This is a genomic window from Micromonospora reichwaldensis, assembly GCF_031845925.1.
In the GTDB taxonomy this organism is placed as follows: domain Bacteria; phylum Actinomycetota; class Actinomycetes; order Mycobacteriales; family Micromonosporaceae; genus Micromonospora; species Micromonospora reichwaldensis.
The window spans coordinates 108,492-126,734 of sequence record NZ_JAVRFL010000005.1 but is presented as its reverse complement, the minus strand read 5'-3'; the positions used below and the strand labels follow the sequence as shown (position 1 = coordinate 126,734).

Sequence of the window (18,243 nt, the reverse complement as noted above, 5' to 3'; positions counted from 1 at the left end):
GGCGAAAGGTTGCCGATGCCCGACGACGCCCCCACCCTGGACCTGCTGGCGCTGCTGCCGGAGGACTGGCGTGCCGTGCTCACCCCGCACCTCGACCCGGCCCGCACCGCCGCGCTGGCCGAGTTCGTCGCGGGCGAGTACGCGACCCGCACCGTCTTCCCGCCGGTCGAGGACCTCTTCTCGGCCTACCGGCTCTGCGCGCCGGCCGACTGCCGGGTGCTGATCCTCGGGCAGGATCCCTACCACAAGGCGGGGCAGGCCCACGGGCTCAGCTTCAGCGTGCGGGAGGGCGTGAGCGTGCCGCCGTCGCTGCGCAACGTCTTCAAGGAGCTGGGCGAGGACCTCGGCGTGCCGAAGCCGCGGGGCGGCAACCTGAGCGGCTGGGCGGCGCAGGGCGTGCTGCTGCTCAACGCCGTGCTCACCGTCCGCGAGGCGACGCCCGGCTCGCACGCCAACCGCGGCTGGGAGGAGTTCACCGACGCCACCATCCGGGCGCTCGACGCGATGGACTCGCGGGTGGTCTTCCTGCTCTGGGGCGGCTACGCGCGCAAGAAGGCGGCCCTGGTGACCAACCCGCGGCACGTGGTGCTGGAGGCCGGGCACCCCAGCCCGATGAACCCGCGCGGCTTCCTGGGCAGCCGCCCGTTCAGCGCGGCCAACAAGGCGCTCGCCGACGCCGGCCTGCCCACGGTCGACTGGGAGCGCTCCGCCGGCTGACAGCTGCGCACTTTCGCGGTCACTGTGCGGTGACCGTCCGTTGTAGCCTGTGCTGCGAGCGGTCGGTCGGCGCGTACTCCGTGGCGGTGCCGACCTCGCCGAGCAGCGACGCGAGCCGGGAGGCGGCGATGGCGGCGACGGTCAGCGAACAGCGGTGGCGGGTGGCGCGGACGGCGCTGGCGGAGCAGACCGACCGCTTCCTCGACCTGGTCCGCGCCACCCCACCCGAGGCCATGGCCACCGCCCACTGGTCGGTGGCCGACACGTTGGCCCACGTGGGCTCCCTGGCGTGGTACTACGCGTGCCTCGTGGACCCGGACCATCCGCCCCTGCCGGTGCCGGGTCTGCACCGGCAGCTCCCGGACGTCACCGTCGACACGGTGGCGGACTTCAACGACGTGCTGCTGCGGCACCTCACCGAGCGCGAGCCGCAGGCCCTGGCCGACCGGTTGCGGGCCGACGTCGGGCGGCTCCTGGCCGTCTGCGAGGGGCAGCGCCCCGACGAGACGGTGCCCTGGCTCGGCGGCGCCCGGGTGCCCCTCGCCGGCCTCTGCGCGCACCTGGTCAACGAGCTGCTCATCCACGGTCACGACGTCGCCCGCGTCGCCGGGCGGCCCTGGTCGCTCCCCGGCCGGGACGCCGCGCTGTTCATGGAGCTGTTCGTGGCCGGCGTGGTCCGGCACGGCTACGGGCGGCTCATCGACGGCGGCGCGCCGCCGAGCGAACGCCCCGTCGTGGTCGAGTTCCGCTCGGCGTACGCGGCCCCGGTCCGGCTCCTGCTGCACCGGGGGCGGATGACGTTCGCCGACCCCGCAGCCCGGGCCGACGCCCGGATCGACCACGACCCCGGCACGCTCAACCTGATGATGTTCGGCCGGGTCAGCCGAGCCCGGGCGGTGCTCACCGGCAAGGTGCGCGTCAGCGGGCGGCGCCCCTGGCTGCTGCCGGCCTTCCTGCGCAAGTTCCGCACCCCGAGTTGACCCCGCCCGCCGGTCCGTCCCGCCGCCCGCCGCTCCCCGGCCCTGCCGCCCGTCAGCCGCTCGCCGTCCCAGGCCCTGCCGCCCGCGCCACCGGCCTCGCCGCTCGCTCCACCCGGCTGGGGCGTGACCGGGGGTGACCACGGGGGCGACTAGGCTGGCTCACCGTGCTCGTACTGGTGGTGGACAGCTCGACCCCCGCGGTGACCGCGGCGCTGGTGGAGGTCGCGGCGGAGGGTGTCGCGACCCGCGCGTACCGCTGCACGGTCGACGCCCGCGCCCACGGTGAACTGCTCGCGCCGCAGGTCGACGCCGTGCTCACCGAGGCGGGCGCCCGCCCGGCCGACCTGGGCGCGATCGTCGCCGGGCTCGGCCCCGGCCCGTTCACCGGGCTGCGGGTGGGGCTGGTCACCGCCGCCACCATCGGCCAGGTGCTGGGCGTCCCGACGTACGGTGTCTGCTCGCTGGACGCCATCGGTCACCCGGCGGCCGCCGGCGAGCCGGTGCTGGCGGCGAGCGACGCGCGCCGCCGGGAGATCTACTGGGCGGTCTACGACGGCGCGGGCCAGCGGATCGTCGGCCCGGAGGTGTCCGTGCCGGCGGTCGCCGCCGAGCGCGCCCGCGGCCTGGCCGTCACGGCCGCGGTCGGCGACGGCGCGCACCGGTACGCGGACGCGCTCGGCCTGCCCGTGCGCGACGAGCCCCGCTACCCGGACGCGGCCGTGCTGGCGACCCTGGCCGCCGAGCGCATCCGGGCCGGCGCCCCCTCGGAGGCGCTCACCCCGCTCTACCTGCGCCGCCCGGACGCCGTGGCGGCGACGGCCCGCAAGCCGGTCCTGCCGTGAGCGCGAGGAGTGAGCCGGTCCTGCGAGCCCCGCAGTCGCGAGCCGGGGTGCTGCCGTGACGGTTCGGCTGGAGCGGTTCCGGTGGTGGCACGTCGACGAGGTGCTGCCGATCGAGGCGGACCTGTTCGGCGCCGAGCAGTGGTCGGCGGCGATGTTCTGGAACGAGCTGGCCAACGGGCACTTCTACCTGGTCGCCACCGGCGACGACGGCGACCTGCTCGGCTACGCCGGGCTCGCCGTGGCCCCGCCCGACGAGGCGTGGGTGCAGAACGTCGCGGTGCGCCGGGACGCCCAGCGGCGCGGCGTCGGGCGGCTCCTGCTGGAGGCGCTGCTCGCCGAGGCCGCCCGGCTCGGCCTCCGCAGCGTCCTGCTGGAGGTCGCGGCGGACAATGCCCCCGCCCAGAAGCTCTACGCGACGTACGGCTTCGAGCCGATCGGCGTGCGGCGCGGCTACTACCAACCGAGCAACACCGACGCGCTGGTCATGCAGCGCACGCAGGATGTGAGCGATGAGTGACGAACCCCTGATCCTCGGCATCGAGACCTCCTGCGACGAGACCGGGGTCGGTATCGTACGCGGGCACACCCTGCTGGCCGACGCGCTCGCCTCCAGCGTCGAGCAGCACGCCCGCTTCGGCGGCGTGGTGCCCGAGGTGGCCAGCCGGGCCCACCTGGAGGCCATCGTGCCGACCATGGACCGGGCGTTGAAGGAGGCGGGGGTGACCCTCGCCGACATCGACGCGATCGCGGTCACCTCCGGCCCGGGGCTGGCCGGCGCGCTGCTGGTGGGGGTGGCCGCCGCGAAGGGCTACGCGCTCGCCGCCGAGAAGCCGGTCTACGGCGTCAACCACCTGGCCGCGCACGTCGCCGTGGACACCCTGGAACACGGCCCGCTGCCCGAGCCGGCGATCGCCCTGCTGGTCTCCGGCGGGCACTCCTCCCTGCTGCTCGTCGACGACCTGGCCCGGGGCGTCACCCCGCTCGGCGCCACCATCGACGACGCGGCCGGCGAGGCGTTCGACAAGGTGGCCCGGCTGCTCGGGCTGCCGTTCCCCGGCGGCCCGTACATCGACCGGGAGGCCCGGGCCGGCGACCCGTCCGCCATCGGCTTCCCGCGCGGCCTGACCGCCCCCAAGGACCTCGCCGCCCACCGCTACGACTTCTCCTTCTCTGGCTTGAAGACGGCGGTGGCCCGGTGGGTCGAGGCGCGGCAGCGCGCCGGTGAGCCGGTGCCCGTCGCCGACGTGGCCGCGTCCTTCCAGGAGGCGGTCTGCGACGTGCTGGTACGCAAGGCGCTGGACGCCTGCCGGTCCACCGGCGTCGAGACGCTGGTGATCGGCGGGGGCGTGGCGGCCAACTCCCGGCTGCGGGCGATGGCCGAGGACCGCGCCGCCGCGCACGGCATCCGGGTCCGGGTGCCCCGACCGGGGCTCTGCACGGACAACGGCGCGATGGTCGCCGCCCTCGGCTCGCACCTGGTCGCCTCGGGTGTCGCGCCGAGCCGGCTGGACCTGCCCGCCGACTCCGCCATGCCGCTGACGACAGTCAGCGTCTGAACCCCGAGGATGGCTGACGTGATCGTGCGGATGTGGGAGGCGCGGGCGGAGCCGTACGGCGCCGCGGACCTGATCACCTGGGTGTGCGACACCGCCCTGCCGGAGTTCGAGCACGACCCGATGCACCTGTCCAGCGAGGTGTTCTCCTCCACCGACCACCGGGTGGTGGTCATCTCGAAGTGGCGCAGCAACCCGCGTCCGCTGCCGGAGCCCCCGGCGACGCTGCTGGCCCGCCCGCCGCACTCCTGGGACTTCACGCAGGTCGACCGCTGAGGCCGGGCCGGCCGGCCGAGGGCGGAGGGCACGTGAACCACGGCACGCCGAGGCGGTAATTGGTTGGCGGGGTGACCGGTCCGCCACCTAGCGTCGGTGGGCCATGCGCTTCTCACCGGCCGGTGACCCCGGCGTACCCGACATCCGTTCGGCGACCCGCTACCTCGTGTGGCTGGCCGGGCGGCACAAGGCGCTGCTCACCGTCGGCATCCTGCTGGGCGTCGTCTGGATGGTCGCCCAGGCGCTGGTGCCGGCGGCCGTCGGCCGGGCCGTCGACGGGCTCACCCGCCGCGACGAGGAGGCGCTGCTCACCTGGGGGCTGGTGCTGCTCGGGCTGGGCGTGTTCCAGGCCGGCGCGGGGATCCTGCGGCACTACTGCGCGGTGCACAACTTCCTCGCCGGGGCGTACCGGACGGTGCAGTTGACCGTGGGCGCGGCGAACCGGCTCGGCGCCGCACTGCCCCGCCGGGTCTCCGCCGGCGAGGTGGTGAGCATCGGTACGGCCGACATCAGCCAGATCGGTGCGGCCATCGACATCACCGCCCGGGGCACCGGCGCGATCGTCGCCATCGCGACCGTCGGGGTGATCCTGCTCGGCGCCTCCGTGCCGCTCGGACTGGTCGTGGTGCTCGGCGTGCCGCTGCTGATGGCGGTCGTCGGGCTGCTCATCCGGCCGCTGCACCGGCAGCAGCAGGCGTACCGGGACTCGGAGGGGGCGCTGACCGCCCGGGCCGGCGACATCGTCTCCGGGCTTCGGGTGCTGCGCGGCGTCGGCGGCGAGCCGGTGCTCTCCGCCCGCTACCGGTCGCGGTCGCAGGCGCTGCGCGCCGACGGCCTGCGGGTGGCCCGCGTCGAGTCGCTGCTGGAGGCGGCCCAGGTGCTGCTCCCGGGGGCGTTCCTGGTGCTGGTCACCTGGCTGGGCGCCCGGTTCGCGCTGCGCGGCGAGATCAGCGCCGGTGAGCTGGTGGCGTTCTACGGCTACACGGCGTTCCTGGTCAGCCCGCTGCGGCAGCTCACCGAGGCGGTGGACAAGCTGACCCGGGGGCACGTCGCCGCCCGGCGGGTGGTGCGGCTGCTGCGGCTCACCCCGGAACTGCTCGACCCGGCCCGCCCGACCGCCCTGCCGGACGGCCCCGGCGAGCTGGTCGACGTGGCCTCCGGCGTGACGGTACGGCCGGGCCGGCTCACCGCGCTCGCCGCCACCGCCCCCGAGGACGCGGCGGCGGTCGTGGACCGCCTCGGCCGGTACGTCGACTCGGACGCGACGCTGCACGGCGTACCGCTGCGGGAGGTGGCGCTGGCGACGGTGCGGGAGCGGATCCTGGTGGCCGACAACGACGCGCACCTGTTCACCGGCCCGCTCCGCGCGGAGCTGGACCCGCACGACCGGGTCGACGACGCGACGGTCGCGGCGGCGCTGGCGGCGGCGAGCGCGACCGACATCGTCGAGGCCCTGCCGGCGGGGCTGGACAGCGCGGTCGCCGAGCGCGGCCGGGAGTTCTCCGGCGGCCAGCAGCAGCGGCTGCGGCTGGCCCGGGCGCTGGTCGCCGACCCGGAGATCCTGCTGCTGGTGGAGCCGACCAGCGCCGTGGACGCGCACACCGAGGCCCGCATCGCGGACCGGCTCGGCGCCGCCCGGGCGGGCCGGACCACCCTGGTCTGCACCACCAGCCCACTCGTGCTGCACCGCGCCGACCACGTGATCTTCGTGGAGGACGGCAAGGTGGTGGCCGAGGGGACGCACACCGCACTGCTCGACGGCGAGCCGCGCTACCGGGCGACGGTCAGCCGGGGGGAGGACTGATGGCCACCGCACTGCCGGTCGCTGACGGGCGCCAGGTGCGCCGCTACGCCCGCACGCTGGCCCGCCGGCATCCGAGGGCGCTCGGGGTCGCGCTCGGCCTGCACGCGCTGGCCGCCGCGGCCGGCCTGGTCGCGCCGTGGCTGCTCGGCGACCTGGTCGAGGGGATCTCCCGGGGCACGTCCGGCGTCACCGTGGACCGCATCGCCGTGCTGATCGCCGGGTTCGTGCTGGTGCAGTCGGTGCTGGTCCGCTTCGCCCACCTGGCGTCGGCCCGGCTCGGCGAGCGGGTGCTGGCCGAGCTGCGCGAGGAGTTCGTCGACCGGATCCTGGCGCTGCCGCTGGCCACCGTGGAGCGGGCCGGCACGGGCGACCTGCTCACCCGGACGTCCCGGGACGTCTCCGCGCTGTCGCGGACGGTCCGGTTCGCGGTGCCGGAGACGCTGATCGCGATCGTCACCGGCTGCTTCATCGTCGGCGCGCTGCTCCTCGTCGACCCGCTTTTCGCGCTGCCCTGCCTGCTCGCGGTGCCGCTGCTGTGGGCGGGCACCCGCTGGTACCTGCGTCGCGCCCCCGCCGGCTACCTGCGGGAGAACGCCGCCTACTCCGACATCACCGACGGCATCAGCGAGACCGTCGAGGGTTCGCGGACCACGGAGGCGCTGCGGCAGCAGGCGCGCCGCCGGGCCCGCACCGACGCCGACATCCACCGGTCGTACGCGGCCGAGCGCTACACCCTGCGGCTGCGCACGGTGTTCTTCCCGATCGCCGAGATCGGCTACGTGCTGCCGGTGGTGGCCACGTTGATCATCGGCGGCTGGTTCCACCTGAAGGGCTGGGTGAGCCTCGGCGAGGTCACCGCCGCCACGCTCTACGTGCAGGCGTTGATCGACCCGGTCGACCGGCTGCTCTCCTGGCTGGACGAGTTGCAGGTCGGCGGCGCCTCCATGGCGCGGCTGCTCGGGGTGGCCGACGCCGACCCGCCGGCCGGCTCCCCGACCCGGCCCGCCGCGGGTCCTGCGAGCCAGCCCGATCCTCCGCCACCGGGGAAGCGGCGGCTCGCCGCCAGGGACGTCCGGTACGCGTACCGGGAGGGCCGGGACGTGCTGCACGGCGTCACCCTGCTGCCGGAACCGGGGGAGAAGCTGGCGATGGTGGGCCCCTCGGGCGCCGGCAAGTCCACGCTCGGCCGGCTGCTCGCCGGGGTGCACGCGCCCCGTACCGGCTCGGTCACGGTGGCCGGTCGGCGACTCGACGAGCTGCCCCTGTCCGAGCTGCGTACGCACGTCGCGCTGGTCACCCAGGAGCACCACGTCTTCATCGGCACGCTGCGGGAGAACGTGGCGATGGTGCGACCGGGCGCCGACGAGGCGGCCGTGCGGTCGGCGCTGGCCGCCGTCGACGCGTTGGAGTGGGCCGACGGGCTGCCGGACGGGCTGGACACCGTGGTCGGTGCCGGCGGGCATCCACTGTCGCCCGCGCAGGCGCAGCAGCTGGCGCTGGCGAGGCTGGTGCTGGCCGACCCGCACACCCTGGTGCTGGACGAGGCCACCTCGCTGATCGACCCCCGCGCCGCCCGGCATCTGGAGCGGTCCCTCGCGGCCGTCCTCCAAGGCCGTACGGTCGTGGCCATCGCGCACCGCCTCTTCTCGGCGCACGACGCCGACCGGGTGGCGGTGGTGGAGGACGGCCGGATCGCCGAGATCGGCTCGCACGACGAACTGGTCGCAGCCGACGGCTCCTACGCGGCCCTCTGGCGCTCCTGGCACGGCACCGGCTCCTGACGCGCCGCGCGGCGCGCCGTGTCCGAGGCCGTCGCCGTCGGTGCCGGCGGGCGGTGCCTGTTTCCGGGTTCGAGGGTGCCGCGCCGGACCGCCGTACCACGATGGTGGAGCGGCAGGCGACCGGCGCGTACCCGTCACCGTGCCGTCGGCCGGTGACGGGGGTGCGACGTGGGCGGTCTCGAACTGATCGTGGTGCTGGGCGTCACGGTGCTGGTCGGCACGACCCTCGGCGGACGGTACAGCGTGGCGCCCCCGGTCCTGCTCATCACGATGGGCGCGCTGCTCGCGCTCCTGCCGCCGCTGTCCCACGTGGTGCTGGAGCCCGACGTGGTGCTGCTGCTGTTCCTGCCGGCGATCCTCTACAAGGAGAGCATCACCACCAGCCTGCGCGAGATCCGCACGAACCTGCTCGCGATCGCGTTGCTCGCGGTGGGGCTGGTGGTGGCGACGATGGTCGCGGTGTCGCTCGTCGTGCAGCGGTTCGGCGTCGACCCGGCCGCCGCCTGGGTGCTCGGGGCGGTGCTCGCGCCGACCGACGCGGCGGCGGTCGCCGGCCTGGCCAAGCGGATGCCGCGCCGGATCCTGACCACCCTGCACGCGGAGAGCCTGATCAACGACGGCACCGCGCTGGTGCTCTTCTCCGTCGGGCTGGGCCTGATCGTGGGCGGCACCGAGCCGGGGTTGCTCGGGCTGACCGAGCGGTTCGTCCTCGCGTCGACCGGTGGCGTCGCCGCCGGCCTGCTGGTCGGCTGGGCGGTGATCCTGCTCCGGCGGCGGCTCGACGACCCGCTGCGCGAGGGCGCGCTGAGCGTCCTCACGCCGTTCGTCGCGTTCCTCCTCGCCGAGCTCGTGCACGCCAGTGGCGTCCTGGCGGTGGTGGTCGCGGGCCTCGTGCTGGCGTACGCCGCTCCCCGGGTCATCCGGGCCCGCTCCCGGGTGCTGGCGTACGGCTTCTGGGACCTCGCCACGTTCCTGATCAACGGCGGGCTCTTCGTGCTCCTGGGGATGCAGATCCCGCGAGCCCTGCGCGACGTGACCAGCCTGTCGGTGATGCGGGCGCTGGTCATCGCGGTGGTGGTGACCGGCGTGGTCGTGCTGACCCGGATGGTGTGGGTCCACCTGGCGGCGTTCGCCTTCCTGGTCGTCGACCGCCGGGCGGCGGAGCAGGACGAGCGGGTCGACTGGCGGGTGCGGACGGCGGCCGGGTGGGCGGGGTTCCGGGGCGCGGTCTCCCTCGCGGCCGCCCTCGCGGTGCCGGTGACCACGCCCACCGGCACACGTGTGCACGAGCGTGATCTGATCATCTTCGCCACCGCCGTGGTCATCCTGCTGACGATGCTGATCCAGGGCACCACGCTGCCCGCCGTCGTCGGGTGGGCGGGCCTGGTCGGCGACACCCGGCGGGTCGGCGAGCTGCGGCTGGCCCGGATACGGGCCACCGAGGCCGCGCTGGCGGTGCTGCCCGAGGTCGCGGACCGGCTCGGCGCGGCGCCGGACGTGGTCGACCGGATCCGGGCGGACTACGAGCAGCACCTTGACGACGTCCGCTCCACCGACGACGAGAGCCGGTCGGGGGAGCAGGCCCGGGACCTCGACCGGCGGCTGCGGCTGGCCGTGCTCGAACACAAGCGGCGCGAAATCACCAGGCTGCGGGACACGAACGAGATCGACGACATCGTCCTGCGGGAGTTGCAGGCCGTCCTCGACATCGAGGAGATCCGCCTGCTGGGCCCGGAGGTCAACGAGTAGCCATGGCCGCCCGTCGCGCCGGGCGTGCCGGGTGCGCGGGTCGTGCGGGCCCGCGGGCCCGCACCGACGTGCCGGCGCGCGGCCGACCGCTGAGCAGACCCGCCGCTGATAACTCATCGTGACGATGCTCGCGAGGGGCCACAATTGTCACGCAGGGTAGTCGAATCTGCCTGGATTCCACGCGCGAGCGGACTCGTTTTCGGCACTGAGGCTGCTGACCAGCGGTTTCTTCTCGCGGTCACTGAGCCGGCCGATTGTCCTCACGTGCCCTTTGCTCTGCAGCCGCCGACGCACCAGCCACCCTCCGTTGCTGGTGCATGGATGGCTGCAGAGCAAAGGGACCGAGGCGGGTACCCGGTGGCGACGGCGTGACACCCCTGACGATTACCGAAAGTAACGTCGTCGGCCGGGCCGCGAACAGCAGGACATAGAAAGCAGGGCCGCGAGCAGCCAGGCAGCTACACCGCCCAGCCGCCACACCGCCACACCGCCACACCGCCACACCGCCAGCGGCAGGATCCCCCTGCGGTTCGACGGCCTCCCGGTCCGTGGCCGCCGGGAGGACGCCGTGCTCAGGTGCGGCGCAGGATACGGTACGTGGCGACGCCTCCCGTGCCGAGCGCGGCGAGGAAGACCAGCCAGACCACCGTGCTGCTGACCCCGATCGGCGGGCCGGAGTTGGCGGAGGCGGCGGCGAGCAGGCCGTCGTCGCCGGGGGCGGGCAGGGCGGCCGGCGGCAGTTCCGGCCAGCGCACCAGCCCGGTGCTCTCCAGCATCTGCATGTGGTGCAGGACGAACCGGTTGGCGTCGTCGGCGAGCTTGCGGATCACCGGGTCGCGGGTGCTGGCGCGGACCGCCCCGATGACCGGGAAGATCTTGCCGTGGGCGACCCGGAGCCGGGTGACGAAGATCTGGTCGAAGCGGGCGCCGGAGGCGTTCTGCATCTCCGTCAGCCAGCCCTTCTGCTCGGCCGTCGGGTCGCTCGGGATGCTCGCCCCGAGCTTGTTGGCCGCCTCGACCGTGAGCCGGTCCAGTTCCTCGTGCTCGGTGGCGATGCCGGCGCCGATCTCGCGTACCTTCGCGCTCTGCCCCTTGTCGGCGGCCAACTGCCCGGCGGGCATCTCCCAGAGCCCGGCCAGGCGTACCCCGTTGAGCAGGGCGGCGTCGGCCGCGTTGAGCTGTTGACCGCCCGGCGCGGCGACGGCCACGCCGGGCAGCACCCCGAGCCCGGCGGCGATCGTGACGAGCAGCGCCGCCAGGCGACCGCTGCGGTGTCCCGGTCGGCGACGGGCGGATCTGAGCGGTGTCATGTCCGTGGTGTCTCCTCGGTCCGGTCCGAAACGAGTCCGGGCCGGGCGACGCCTCCGCCTTCGCCCGTCCGCGCACTGGTACGGACGGACCGCCCGAACGGTTCACCGGCCCGGCCCGCCCGCGCCGGCACCTGTCCGCCATTCGTCGGCACGGCACGGCACGGGCGGGGCAGGTGGGACGGGGGGCGGGCGGGGCCGGTCAGCCGACGTCGAGGGGGTCCGCCAGCAGGCGCTCGAAGGCCAGTTCGGCGGCGCCGATCAGCGCCGCGTCGTCCCCGAGCTTCGGGGTGCGCAGCCGGACGTGTTCCAGGCAGGCGGGCAGGGCCATCGAGTTGAGCCGGCTGCGGACCTGGGCCGCCGCCGCGAGGTAGAGGTCCCGCATGCCGCCGCCGAAGATGACCATCTCCGGGTTGAAGATGTTCACCAGGTTGGCCACCCCGAAGCCGAGCCAGTCGCCGGCCTGGCGTACCGCCGTCTGCGCCCGCAGGTCGCCCCGGTCGGCGGCGTCGAAGACGGCCAGCAGCGCGTCGCGGCCTCGCGCGTCGGAGTGGCCGGCCGCGCGCAGCAGCGCGTGCTCGCCGATCTCGGTCTCCCAGCAGCCCCGGGAGCCGCACTCGCAGGGCGCGCCGTCCCGGACGACCACCATGTGGCCGACCTCGCCGCCGTAGCCGCCGTGCCCGGTCAGCCGGCGCCCACCGGCGATGATGCCGGCGCCGACGCCCACGTCCCCGTACAGGTAGATGACGTTGTCGCAGCCGGCCGCCGCGCCCCGGGCATGCTCGGCGAAGGCCGCCACGTCGGCCACGTTTCCCACCGTGACCGGCACGTTGCAGCCCAGCTCGGCGCCGAGCGCCGCGCCGATCGGCTCGTCCACCCATCCGGTGGTGGGGCCCAGCCGGACCAGCCCGTCGTCGCGGCGGACCATGCCGCAGACCGCGACGCCCGCGCCGACGCAGACGGCGTCCGCCGGCGCGCTCTGCTGCATCTCCTTGACCGCCCCGGCCAGCAGCGGGGCGGCCTCCGCGGCGGTCAGACCCCGGGGGCGGTCCAGCTCCCGGCGGTCGAGCACCGCGCCGCCGAGACCGATCCGCGCGGCGCGCAGCCGGTCCACCTCGATGCTGTACGCGTACGCGTGCACCCGGTCCGACTCGGGCCGGACGACCAGCGACGGTCGTCCGGCCCGACCGGTCTCCTTCGGCGTCCCCTCGCTGACCAGCCCGGCGCCGGCCAGGTCGGCGGTCAGCGCGCCGATGGTGCTGCGGTTGAGGCCCAGCGTGGTGGTGAGCTCGGCACGGGTGGTGGCCCCGTGCACGTGCACGTACCGCAGCAACGCGCCCAGGTTCTGCCGACGGATCTCGTCCTGGCTCGGTCCTGCGCGCATCGCTGTCGTCACTTCCGGTGCCGCGCGGTCAGCGGTTGCCGGTGGAGGTGGAACGCCGGCGGGAGAACGCGTCCACGCTGGCGGCGAGCAGCAGCACCACGCCGGTGACCACGTACTTCACCCCCGAGCTGTATCCCATCAGACCCATCCCGTTGTCGATGACCGCCACGACCGCGCCACCGAGGACGGCGTCGAGCACGCGGCCCTTGCCGCCGAAGAGACTGGTGCCTCCGATGACCGCCGCGCCGACCGCGTAGAGCAGTACATCACTGCCGCCTGTGTTGGGGTCCACCGAGTTGGCCCGGCTGGCGGCGACGATGCCGCCGACGGCCGCCATCGAGGAGCAGATGACGAAGACCGAGATGCGGATGCGGTCCACGTTGATGCCCGCCCGGCGCGCCGCCTCCTTGTTGCCGCCCACCGCGTAGACGTGCCGGCCGTAGCTGGTGCGCTGGAGCACGAAGGTCCAGAAGACCAGCAGCACCGCGATGATCGGCACCACGATCGGCACGCCCTTGAGCGAGCTGATCACGACGTTGCGGCTGCGCTCCAGGTTGAGGATGAAGACCGCCACGCCGAGGATGAGGGCCAGCCCGCCGATGCGGGCGAAGACCACCGCGATCGGGTCGGTGACCAGACCCCGGGCGACCCGCGTACGGTGCCGGAGCAGTTGCACGGCCGCGTAGCCGGCGACCGCCACGGCGGCCAGCAGCCAGCCCAGGACGGGCGGGAGGTTGCGGTTGGCGATGGCCACCAGCACCTCGTCGCGGACGGAGATGTTGGCGCCCTCCTCCATCAGCATCAGCACGATGCCCTGGAAGGCGAGGAACCCGGCGAGGGTCACCACGAAGGACGGGATGCCGATCTTCGCGACCAGGAAGCCGAGGATGGTGCCGATCACCACGCCGGTGACGATCGCGGCGAGCACGGCCACGTACCACGGGTAGCCGAGCACCGTGACCACGTTGGCGAGGACGGCGGCGCAGACGCCGCTGGCGAAGCCGGCGGAGAGGTCGATCTCGCCGAGCAGCAGGACGAAGACCAGCCCCATCGCGATCAGCGTGACCGCCGCGCCCTGGGTGAACAGGTTGGCGAAGTTGCCGGCGCTGAGGAACGTCGGCTGCATGATCGAGAAGACCGTGCAGAGCACGACCAGGCCGAGCACGGCGGGCAGCGCCCCGATGTCGCCGCCACGGACCCGGCCGAGGTAGTTGCGGACGTGGCTGCCGAGGGTGGCCGGCGGTGTGACGGCCGCCGGGCCGTCCTTGTGCACGACGGTGGTGGTCATCGGGCGCCTCCTGGGTTGCTGCCGGCCGGCTCCGCGCCGTGCCCGTTGCCGCCGTTGGCCGGCTCGGTGGCGAGCCCGAGCCCGCCGGAGCGGCCGGCGGTGATCAGCTCGACCACCTGCGAGTGGGTGATGTCGGTGGTCTTCACCTGGGCGACCATCTGGCCGAGGTAGAGCGCGGCGATCCGGTCGGAGACGGCGAAGACGTCGTTCATGTTGTGCGAGATGAGCACCACGGCGAGGCCGTTGTCGGCGAGCCGGCGGACCAGTTCGAGCACCTGGGCGGTCTGCGCGACGCCGAGCGCGGCGGTCGGCTCGTCGAGGATGACGAGCCTGCTGTTCCAGAGCACGGCCTTGGCGATCGCCACGGTCTGGCGCTGGCCGCCGGAGAGGCTGGAGACGTGCTGCCGCAGCGACTTCACGGTCCGTACGCTCAGCCCCGCGAGGGTGTCGGCGGCCATCTGCTCCATGGTCGGCTCGTCGAGCACGATGCCGCTGCGCTTCTCCCGGCCGAGGAACATGTTCTGCACGATGTCGAGGTTGTCGCAGAGCGCGAGGTCCTGGTAGACGACCTCGATGCCGAGCGCGGCGGCGTCGCGGGGGCTGTTGATGGTCACCGGCCGGCCGTCGAAACGGAACTCGCCGGCGTCGGTGGGGTAGATGCCGCTGATGCACTTGACGAGGGTCGACTTGCCGGCGCCGTTGTCGCCGACCAGCGCGGTCACCTCGCCCGGATGGGCGGAGAAGGCGACGTCACGCAGGACCTGGACGGGACCGAAGCTCTTGTCGATCCCGCGTAGCTCCAGCAGGGGGGTTGCGGACACGGGGGCTCCTTCAGGTGGAGGGGAGGTCTCGGATCCCGTCCGGCGCGAACCGCCGCCCGGCACAGGGTCCGTGCCGGGCGGCGTGCGCGTGGAATCGGGTACGGGTCAGCTGATGCCGGCGTCGGCGCAGAGCTTGGCGTACGCCCCGGCGCAGACCTCGTCCTTGGTGACGAAGCCGTCGGCGATGACGTCCTTGACGTTCTCCTTGAAGATCAGCTTCGGGGTCAGCAGGACCGACGGGACGTCCCGGCCGCCCTCCGGGTCCTTGACCGTCTGGCCGGTCTCCTTCTTCTCACCCTTGGCGACCGCGATGGCCAGGTCCGAGGCGGCCTTCGCCTCCTCCTTGATCGCCTTGTAGACGGTCATGCACTGGTCGCCGGAGAGGATGTTCTGCAGGCCCTGCGGGGTGGCGTCCTGGCCGGTCACCGGGACCTTGCCGTTGAGCTTGTTCTTCTTCAGCACCGAGATGGCCGCGTTGCCGAGGCCGTCGTTGGCGGCGAGCACGCCGTCGATCTTGCCGCGCTGCTGGGTGAGCATCTGCTCGAAGATGGTGGCCGCCTGGGCGTTGTCCCACTCCGGCACGTTCTGGTCCGGGCCCTTGGTGTACTCCTTCGAGTCGAACTTCGGCTTGAGCACCGAGTCGTACCCGTTCTTGAACAGGGTGGCGTTGTTGTCGGTCGGCGAGCCGTTGAGGTACGCCACCACCGGGTTCTTGGCGCCCTTGTCGGTCAGGCACTTGCTCAGGCCCTCGCCCTGGAGCTTGCCGACGACCTCGTTGTCAAAGCTGACGTAGTAGGTGGCCGAGCCGCCCAGCGTGAGCCGGTCGTAGTCGATGGTCGCCACGCCCTGGGACTTCGCCTTGTCGAGCACGGCCTTGCCGGTGCCGGAGTCCAGGTTGACGATCATCAGGGCGGTGACGCCGTTGGTGATCATCTGGTCGGCGATGGTCTGGAACGCCGTCTTGTCGCCCTGGGCGTTCTGGATGTCGAAGTCGACGCCGGCCGCCTGGAACGCCTCCGTCAGGAACTTGCGGTCCGCGCCCTCCCAGCGGGCGGAGGACTTGCTGTCCGGCAGGATCACGCCGATCTTCGGCTTCTTCTCGGTGGAGCCGCCGGCATCGGAACCGGAGTCGTCGCCGCAGGCGGTCAGGCCGCCGGCGGCCAGCAGGCCCACAGCGGCGAAGGTGAGGAAGCCCTTGCGCATCAGCAGGGTCCTTTCGGGGGTGGGGGATGATGTTGGTTTGTTGTGTCCGGCAACGTATTCCGGTTCGCGCCGTGGGCACAAGAGCGCCGAGGTGGCGAGTTTGTTGTCGGCAGTAACAATTCAGCAACGTCCCTGACACCCGGCCGTCGCCCACCGGGGAGCGCTCTCTCCCGGCCGAGGGGAGCGGCGCAGCTCAGCGGGCCGACAGCGGGGCCGTGACCGCCCCGGTGAGGGCGACGAGATCCTGCGGGGCGAGCTGGAGCTGGAGCCCGCGCCGGCCCGCCGAGACGTAGACGGTGGGATGGTCGAGCGCCGACGAGTCGAGCACCGTGGTCAGCCGCCGGCGCTGGCCGAGCGGGCTGATCCCGCCGCGCACGTAGCCGGTGGCCCGTTCGGCGACCGCCCGGTCCGCCATGGCGGCCCGCTTGCCGCCGACCGCCGCGGCGAGCGCCTTGAGGTCCAGCTCGCCGGTGACCGGCACGACCGCCACCGTCAGCGTGCCGTCGACCTCGGCGACCAGCGACTTGAAGACCCGCTCCGGCGGCACCCCCAGGGCCGCCGCGACCAGCGCACCGTAGTGGGGCGCGTCCGGGGAGACGTCGTACGGATGGGTGCTGTGGGCGATCTTCCGCTTGGTCAGCAGCGCGGTCGCCGGAGTGCCCTGTCCCGCCATGACGGTCAAGCTAACCCGACCCCGTACGACCCGCGAGCCGAAAAGGCCGGACGCCCCCGCGCTACCCGACCGGCCGGCAGACCAGTACCGTCGGCGCCCCGGCGACCCGCGTCAGCACCAGGCTGGCCGCCTCGTCCCCGGCCAGCCGCAGGTCCCGGCGGAGCTTCTCCGGCTCCAGTGCGGACCCCCGCTTGAGGATCTCCACCCGGCCGACCCGGCGCTCCCGCAGCAGCGCCCGCAGCCGCTTGAGCGAGAACGGCAGCACGTCGGTGACCTCCAGGCAGCGGGCGAACGGCGTCGGCGTCGGCGCGTCCGCGTAGAGGTAGGCGATGCTCGGGTCCGCCAGCGTCGCGCCCAGCGTCTCGGCCAGCTCCGCGACCAGGTGGGCGCGGACCACCGCCGGATCCGGGTCGTACAGGAAGCGGCGCGCCGGGCCGACCGGTGCTTCGGCGTCCCCGGAGCCCGTCACCTGATGGCAGGGGACCCTTCCTCTACCGGAAGCGTTAACAGGGGGCCCTTCCTTACCGCGCAGCAGGGTGGCGCGGCGGGGGACCTGCGCCAGTTCGCCGCACCACAGGGCCGCCTCGACCAGGTCGCCGTCGACGCTCACCCACTCCGCCTCGGCGCCCGCCGGGACCAGCGCGTGGTCGATGCCGGGCGCCACCTTCACGACGGTGTGCGGCACCCGCTCGGCCAGCCCGACGACGAAGTCCCAGGGCGGCGAGTAGGCGTTCGGGTCGAAGATCCGCCGCCCGGTGCCCGCCTTCCGGCGCGCCGGGTCGCAGAACACCCCGTCGACCCGGTCCACGTCGAACGCCGTGGCGTCGCCGCACTCCACCGTGAACAGCTCGGCCAGCCCGGCCGCCTCGGCGTTCGCGGCGGCCATCGCGGCGGTCAGCGGGTCGGCCTCCACGCCGTACACCCGGATGCCGGCGCGGGCGGCGGCGAGCGCGTCCGCGCCGAGGCCGCAGCCGAGGTCGGCGAGCGTGCGCACCCCGGCGGCCCGCAGCCGCTCGGCCCGCCGTGCCGCGACGACGCCCCGCGTGGCCTGCTCCAGCCCGGCCCGGGTGAGGAACATCCCCGCCGCCGCCGGCCCGAACTTGCCGACCGCCCGGCGGCGCAGCTCGGCCTGGGTGAGGGCGGCCGACGCCAGGTCGGCCGGCAGCCCCGTCGAGCGGAGCGCGGCCGCCGCGGTCAGCGGATCGCCGCCGGCCACCCGCGCGGCGGCGGCGAGCGCGGCCGACCCCTCGGGCGTACGCAGGGCGGCGAACTGGTCGAGATCCACCCGGTCATTGTGGTCGGCGGACCCGACGCGCCGGCCGGCGGGTTGGCACTCTCCTTGACGGAGTGCTAGCCGAGGAATAACCTGCGATTAGCACTCTCACCCCGAGGGTGCCAGCTTCCGGGCCCCATGGTCCGGCTGCTGAACGCCAGGCGGACCGGCACCCGCGACGACGGCCCCGCCCGGTGGCATGTGGCAGATTGACGCTGGTCGGCATGCCGGCCGGTAACGAAACCAAGTACCCGGGAGGGTATGCCCGTGACTACCGCGACCAAGGTTGCGATCAAGCCGCTCGAGGACCGCATCGTGGTCCAGGCGAACGAGGCCGAGACCACCACCGCCTCCGGCATCGTGATCCCCGACACCGCCAAGGAGAAGCCGCAGGAGGGCACCGTCCTCGCTGTCGGCCCGGGCCGGATCGACGACAAGGGCAACCGCGTGCCGGTCGACGTGAAGGTCGGCGACACCGTCCTCTACTCGAAGTACGGCGGCACCGAGGTCAAGTACGCCGGCGAGGAGTACCTGGTGCTCTCCGCCCGCGACGTCCTCGCGGTCATCGAGAAGTAAGCAACCGATCAGTGTC

The 18,243-nt window shown here is 73.9% G+C and carries 17 protein-coding genes; 10 read left to right on the top strand and 7 right to left on the bottom strand.

The genetic code is table 11. The features are described 5' to 3' along the window. The first annotated feature begins 15 nt into the window (after window positions 1-15). The 9 genes from ung (at window position 16) to RM555_RS05740 (ending at window position 9,702) form a co-directional block, all read left to right on the top strand. A complete protein-coding gene (gene ung, locus RM555_RS05780) occupies window positions 16-717 on the top strand; it encodes a uracil-DNA glycosylase (protein ID WP_132230946.1) in 702 nt (233 codons plus the stop codon). Between the two features lie 29 nt (window positions 718-746). Then, on the top strand, window positions 747-1,697 hold the full coding sequence (locus tag RM555_RS05775) for a maleylpyruvate isomerase family mycothiol-dependent enzyme (protein ID WP_311410788.1): 951 nt from the start codon (window positions 747-749) through the stop codon (window positions 1,695-1,697). 164 nt (window positions 1,698-1,861) lie between these two features. Next, window positions 1,862-2,539 (top strand): tRNA (adenosine(37)-N6)-threonylcarbamoyltransferase complex dimerization subunit type 1 TsaB, encoded by a 678-nt coding sequence (tsaB, locus tag RM555_RS05770; RefSeq protein WP_311410787.1) that lies wholly within the window; start codon window positions 1,862-1,864, stop codon window positions 2,537-2,539. A gap of 55 nt (window positions 2,540-2,594) precedes the next feature. Continuing rightward, window positions 2,595-3,056, top strand: coding sequence for a ribosomal protein S18-alanine N-acetyltransferase (rimI, locus tag RM555_RS05765; protein ID WP_311410786.1), 462 nt, complete (start codon window positions 2,595-2,597; stop codon window positions 3,054-3,056). Further along, the gene (gene tsaD, locus RM555_RS05760; RefSeq protein ID WP_311410785.1) at window positions 3,049-4,095 is read left to right on the top strand and encodes a tRNA (adenosine(37)-N6)-threonylcarbamoyltransferase complex transferase subunit TsaD; all 1,047 of its coding nucleotides are present in this window, start codon (window positions 3,049-3,051) and stop codon (window positions 4,093-4,095) included. Before rimI ends, tsaD begins: the two co-directional genes overlap by 8 nt. Window positions 4,096-4,113: 18 nt before the next feature. Beyond that, window positions 4,114-4,368 (top strand): hypothetical protein, encoded by a 255-nt coding sequence (locus tag RM555_RS05755; protein ID WP_091627865.1) that lies wholly within the window; start codon window positions 4,114-4,116, stop codon window positions 4,366-4,368. A gap of 103 nt (window positions 4,369-4,471) precedes the next feature. Then, on the top strand, window positions 4,472-6,172 hold the full coding sequence (locus RM555_RS05750) for an ABC transporter ATP-binding protein (protein ID WP_311410784.1): 1,701 nt from the start codon (window positions 4,472-4,474) through the stop codon (window positions 6,170-6,172). Beyond that, a complete protein-coding gene (locus RM555_RS05745) occupies window positions 6,172-7,953 on the top strand; it encodes an ABC transporter ATP-binding protein (RefSeq protein WP_311410783.1) in 1,782 nt (593 codons plus the stop codon). The genes RM555_RS05750 and RM555_RS05745 overlap by 1 nt, the downstream gene beginning before the upstream one ends. A 168-nt stretch (window positions 7,954-8,121) precedes the next feature. After that, the gene (locus RM555_RS05740) at window positions 8,122-9,702 is read left to right on the top strand and encodes a Na+/H+ antiporter (protein ID WP_311410782.1); all 1,581 of its coding nucleotides are present in this window, start codon (window positions 8,122-8,124) and stop codon (window positions 9,700-9,702) included. Between the two features lie 572 nt (window positions 9,703-10,274). Here the strand turns inward: RM555_RS05740 and RM555_RS05735 are convergent. From RM555_RS05735 to RM555_RS05705, 7 genes are all read right to left on the bottom strand, one after another. After that, entirely contained in the window at window positions 10,275-11,012 is a 738-nt protein-coding gene (locus RM555_RS05735; RefSeq protein ID WP_311410781.1) for a DUF4142 domain-containing protein, read from the bottom strand. A 199-nt stretch (window positions 11,013-11,211) separates the two neighbouring features. Further along, complete coding sequence (locus tag RM555_RS05730; protein WP_311410780.1) at window positions 11,212-12,393, bottom strand: ROK family protein; 1,182 nt, start codon at window positions 12,391-12,393, stop codon at window positions 11,212-11,214. 28 nt (window positions 12,394-12,421) lie between these two features. Then, window positions 12,422-13,681, bottom strand: coding sequence for a sugar ABC transporter permease (locus RM555_RS05725; protein ID WP_311410779.1), 1,260 nt, complete (start codon window positions 13,679-13,681; stop codon window positions 12,422-12,424). Beyond that, the gene (locus RM555_RS05720; protein WP_311410778.1) at window positions 13,678-14,502 is read right to left on the bottom strand and encodes an ATP-binding cassette domain-containing protein; all 825 of its coding nucleotides are present in this window, start codon (window positions 14,500-14,502) and stop codon (window positions 13,678-13,680) included. Before RM555_RS05720 ends, RM555_RS05725 begins: the two co-directional genes overlap by 4 nt. Before the next feature lie 105 nt (window positions 14,503-14,607). Next, complete coding sequence (locus RM555_RS05715; protein WP_311410777.1) at window positions 14,608-15,705, bottom strand: sugar ABC transporter substrate-binding protein; 1,098 nt, start codon at window positions 15,703-15,705, stop codon at window positions 14,608-14,610. A gap of 193 nt (window positions 15,706-15,898) precedes the next feature. Continuing rightward, the gene (gene ybaK, locus RM555_RS05710; protein WP_311410776.1) at window positions 15,899-16,378 is read right to left on the bottom strand and encodes a Cys-tRNA(Pro) deacylase; all 480 of its coding nucleotides are present in this window, start codon (window positions 16,376-16,378) and stop codon (window positions 15,899-15,901) included. Between the two features lie 61 nt (window positions 16,379-16,439). Continuing rightward, window positions 16,440-17,663, bottom strand: a complete 1,224-nt coding sequence (locus RM555_RS05705; protein ID WP_311410775.1) for a THUMP-like domain-containing protein — start codon at window positions 17,661-17,663, stop codon at window positions 16,440-16,442. A gap of 249 nt (window positions 17,664-17,912) precedes the next feature. On the opposite strand from RM555_RS05705, the gene groES reads away from it, so the two are divergent. Then, window positions 17,913-18,227, top strand: coding sequence for a co-chaperone GroES (groES, locus tag RM555_RS05700; protein ID WP_088998427.1), 315 nt, complete (start codon window positions 17,913-17,915; stop codon window positions 18,225-18,227). Window positions 18,228-18,243 lie beyond the last annotated feature (16 nt).

Coding starts and splice junctions, on each gene's coding strand:
- RM555_RS05715 (WP_311410777.1), bottom strand. CDS start 15,705: ATGCGCAAGGGCTTCCTCACCTTCGCCGCTGTGGGCCTGCTGGCCGCC.
- RM555_RS05725 (WP_311410779.1), bottom strand. CDS start 13,681: ATGACCACCACCGTCGTGCACAAGGACGGCCCGGCGGCCGTCACACCG.
- RM555_RS05730 (WP_311410780.1), bottom strand. CDS start 12,393: ATGCGCGCAGGACCGAGCCAGGACGAGATCCGTCGGCAGAACCTGGGC.
- tsaD (WP_311410785.1), top strand. CDS start 3,049: ATGAGTGACGAACCCCTGATCCTCGGCATCGAGACCTCCTGCGACGAG.
- groES (WP_088998427.1), top strand. CDS start 17,913: ATGCCCGTGACTACCGCGACCAAGGTTGCGATCAAGCCGCTCGAGGAC.
- ung (WP_132230946.1), top strand. CDS start 16: ATGCCCGACGACGCCCCCACCCTGGACCTGCTGGCGCTGCTGCCGGAG.
- ybaK (WP_311410776.1), bottom strand. CDS start 16,378: ATGGCGGGACAGGGCACTCCGGCGACCGCGCTGCTGACCAAGCGGAAG.
- RM555_RS05750 (WP_311410784.1), top strand. CDS start 4,472: ATGCGCTTCTCACCGGCCGGTGACCCCGGCGTACCCGACATCCGTTCG.
- RM555_RS05735 (WP_311410781.1), bottom strand. CDS start 11,012: ATGACACCGCTCAGATCCGCCCGTCGCCGACCGGGACACCGCAGCGGT.
- RM555_RS05745 (WP_311410783.1), top strand. CDS start 6,172: ATGGCCACCGCACTGCCGGTCGCTGACGGGCGCCAGGTGCGCCGCTAC.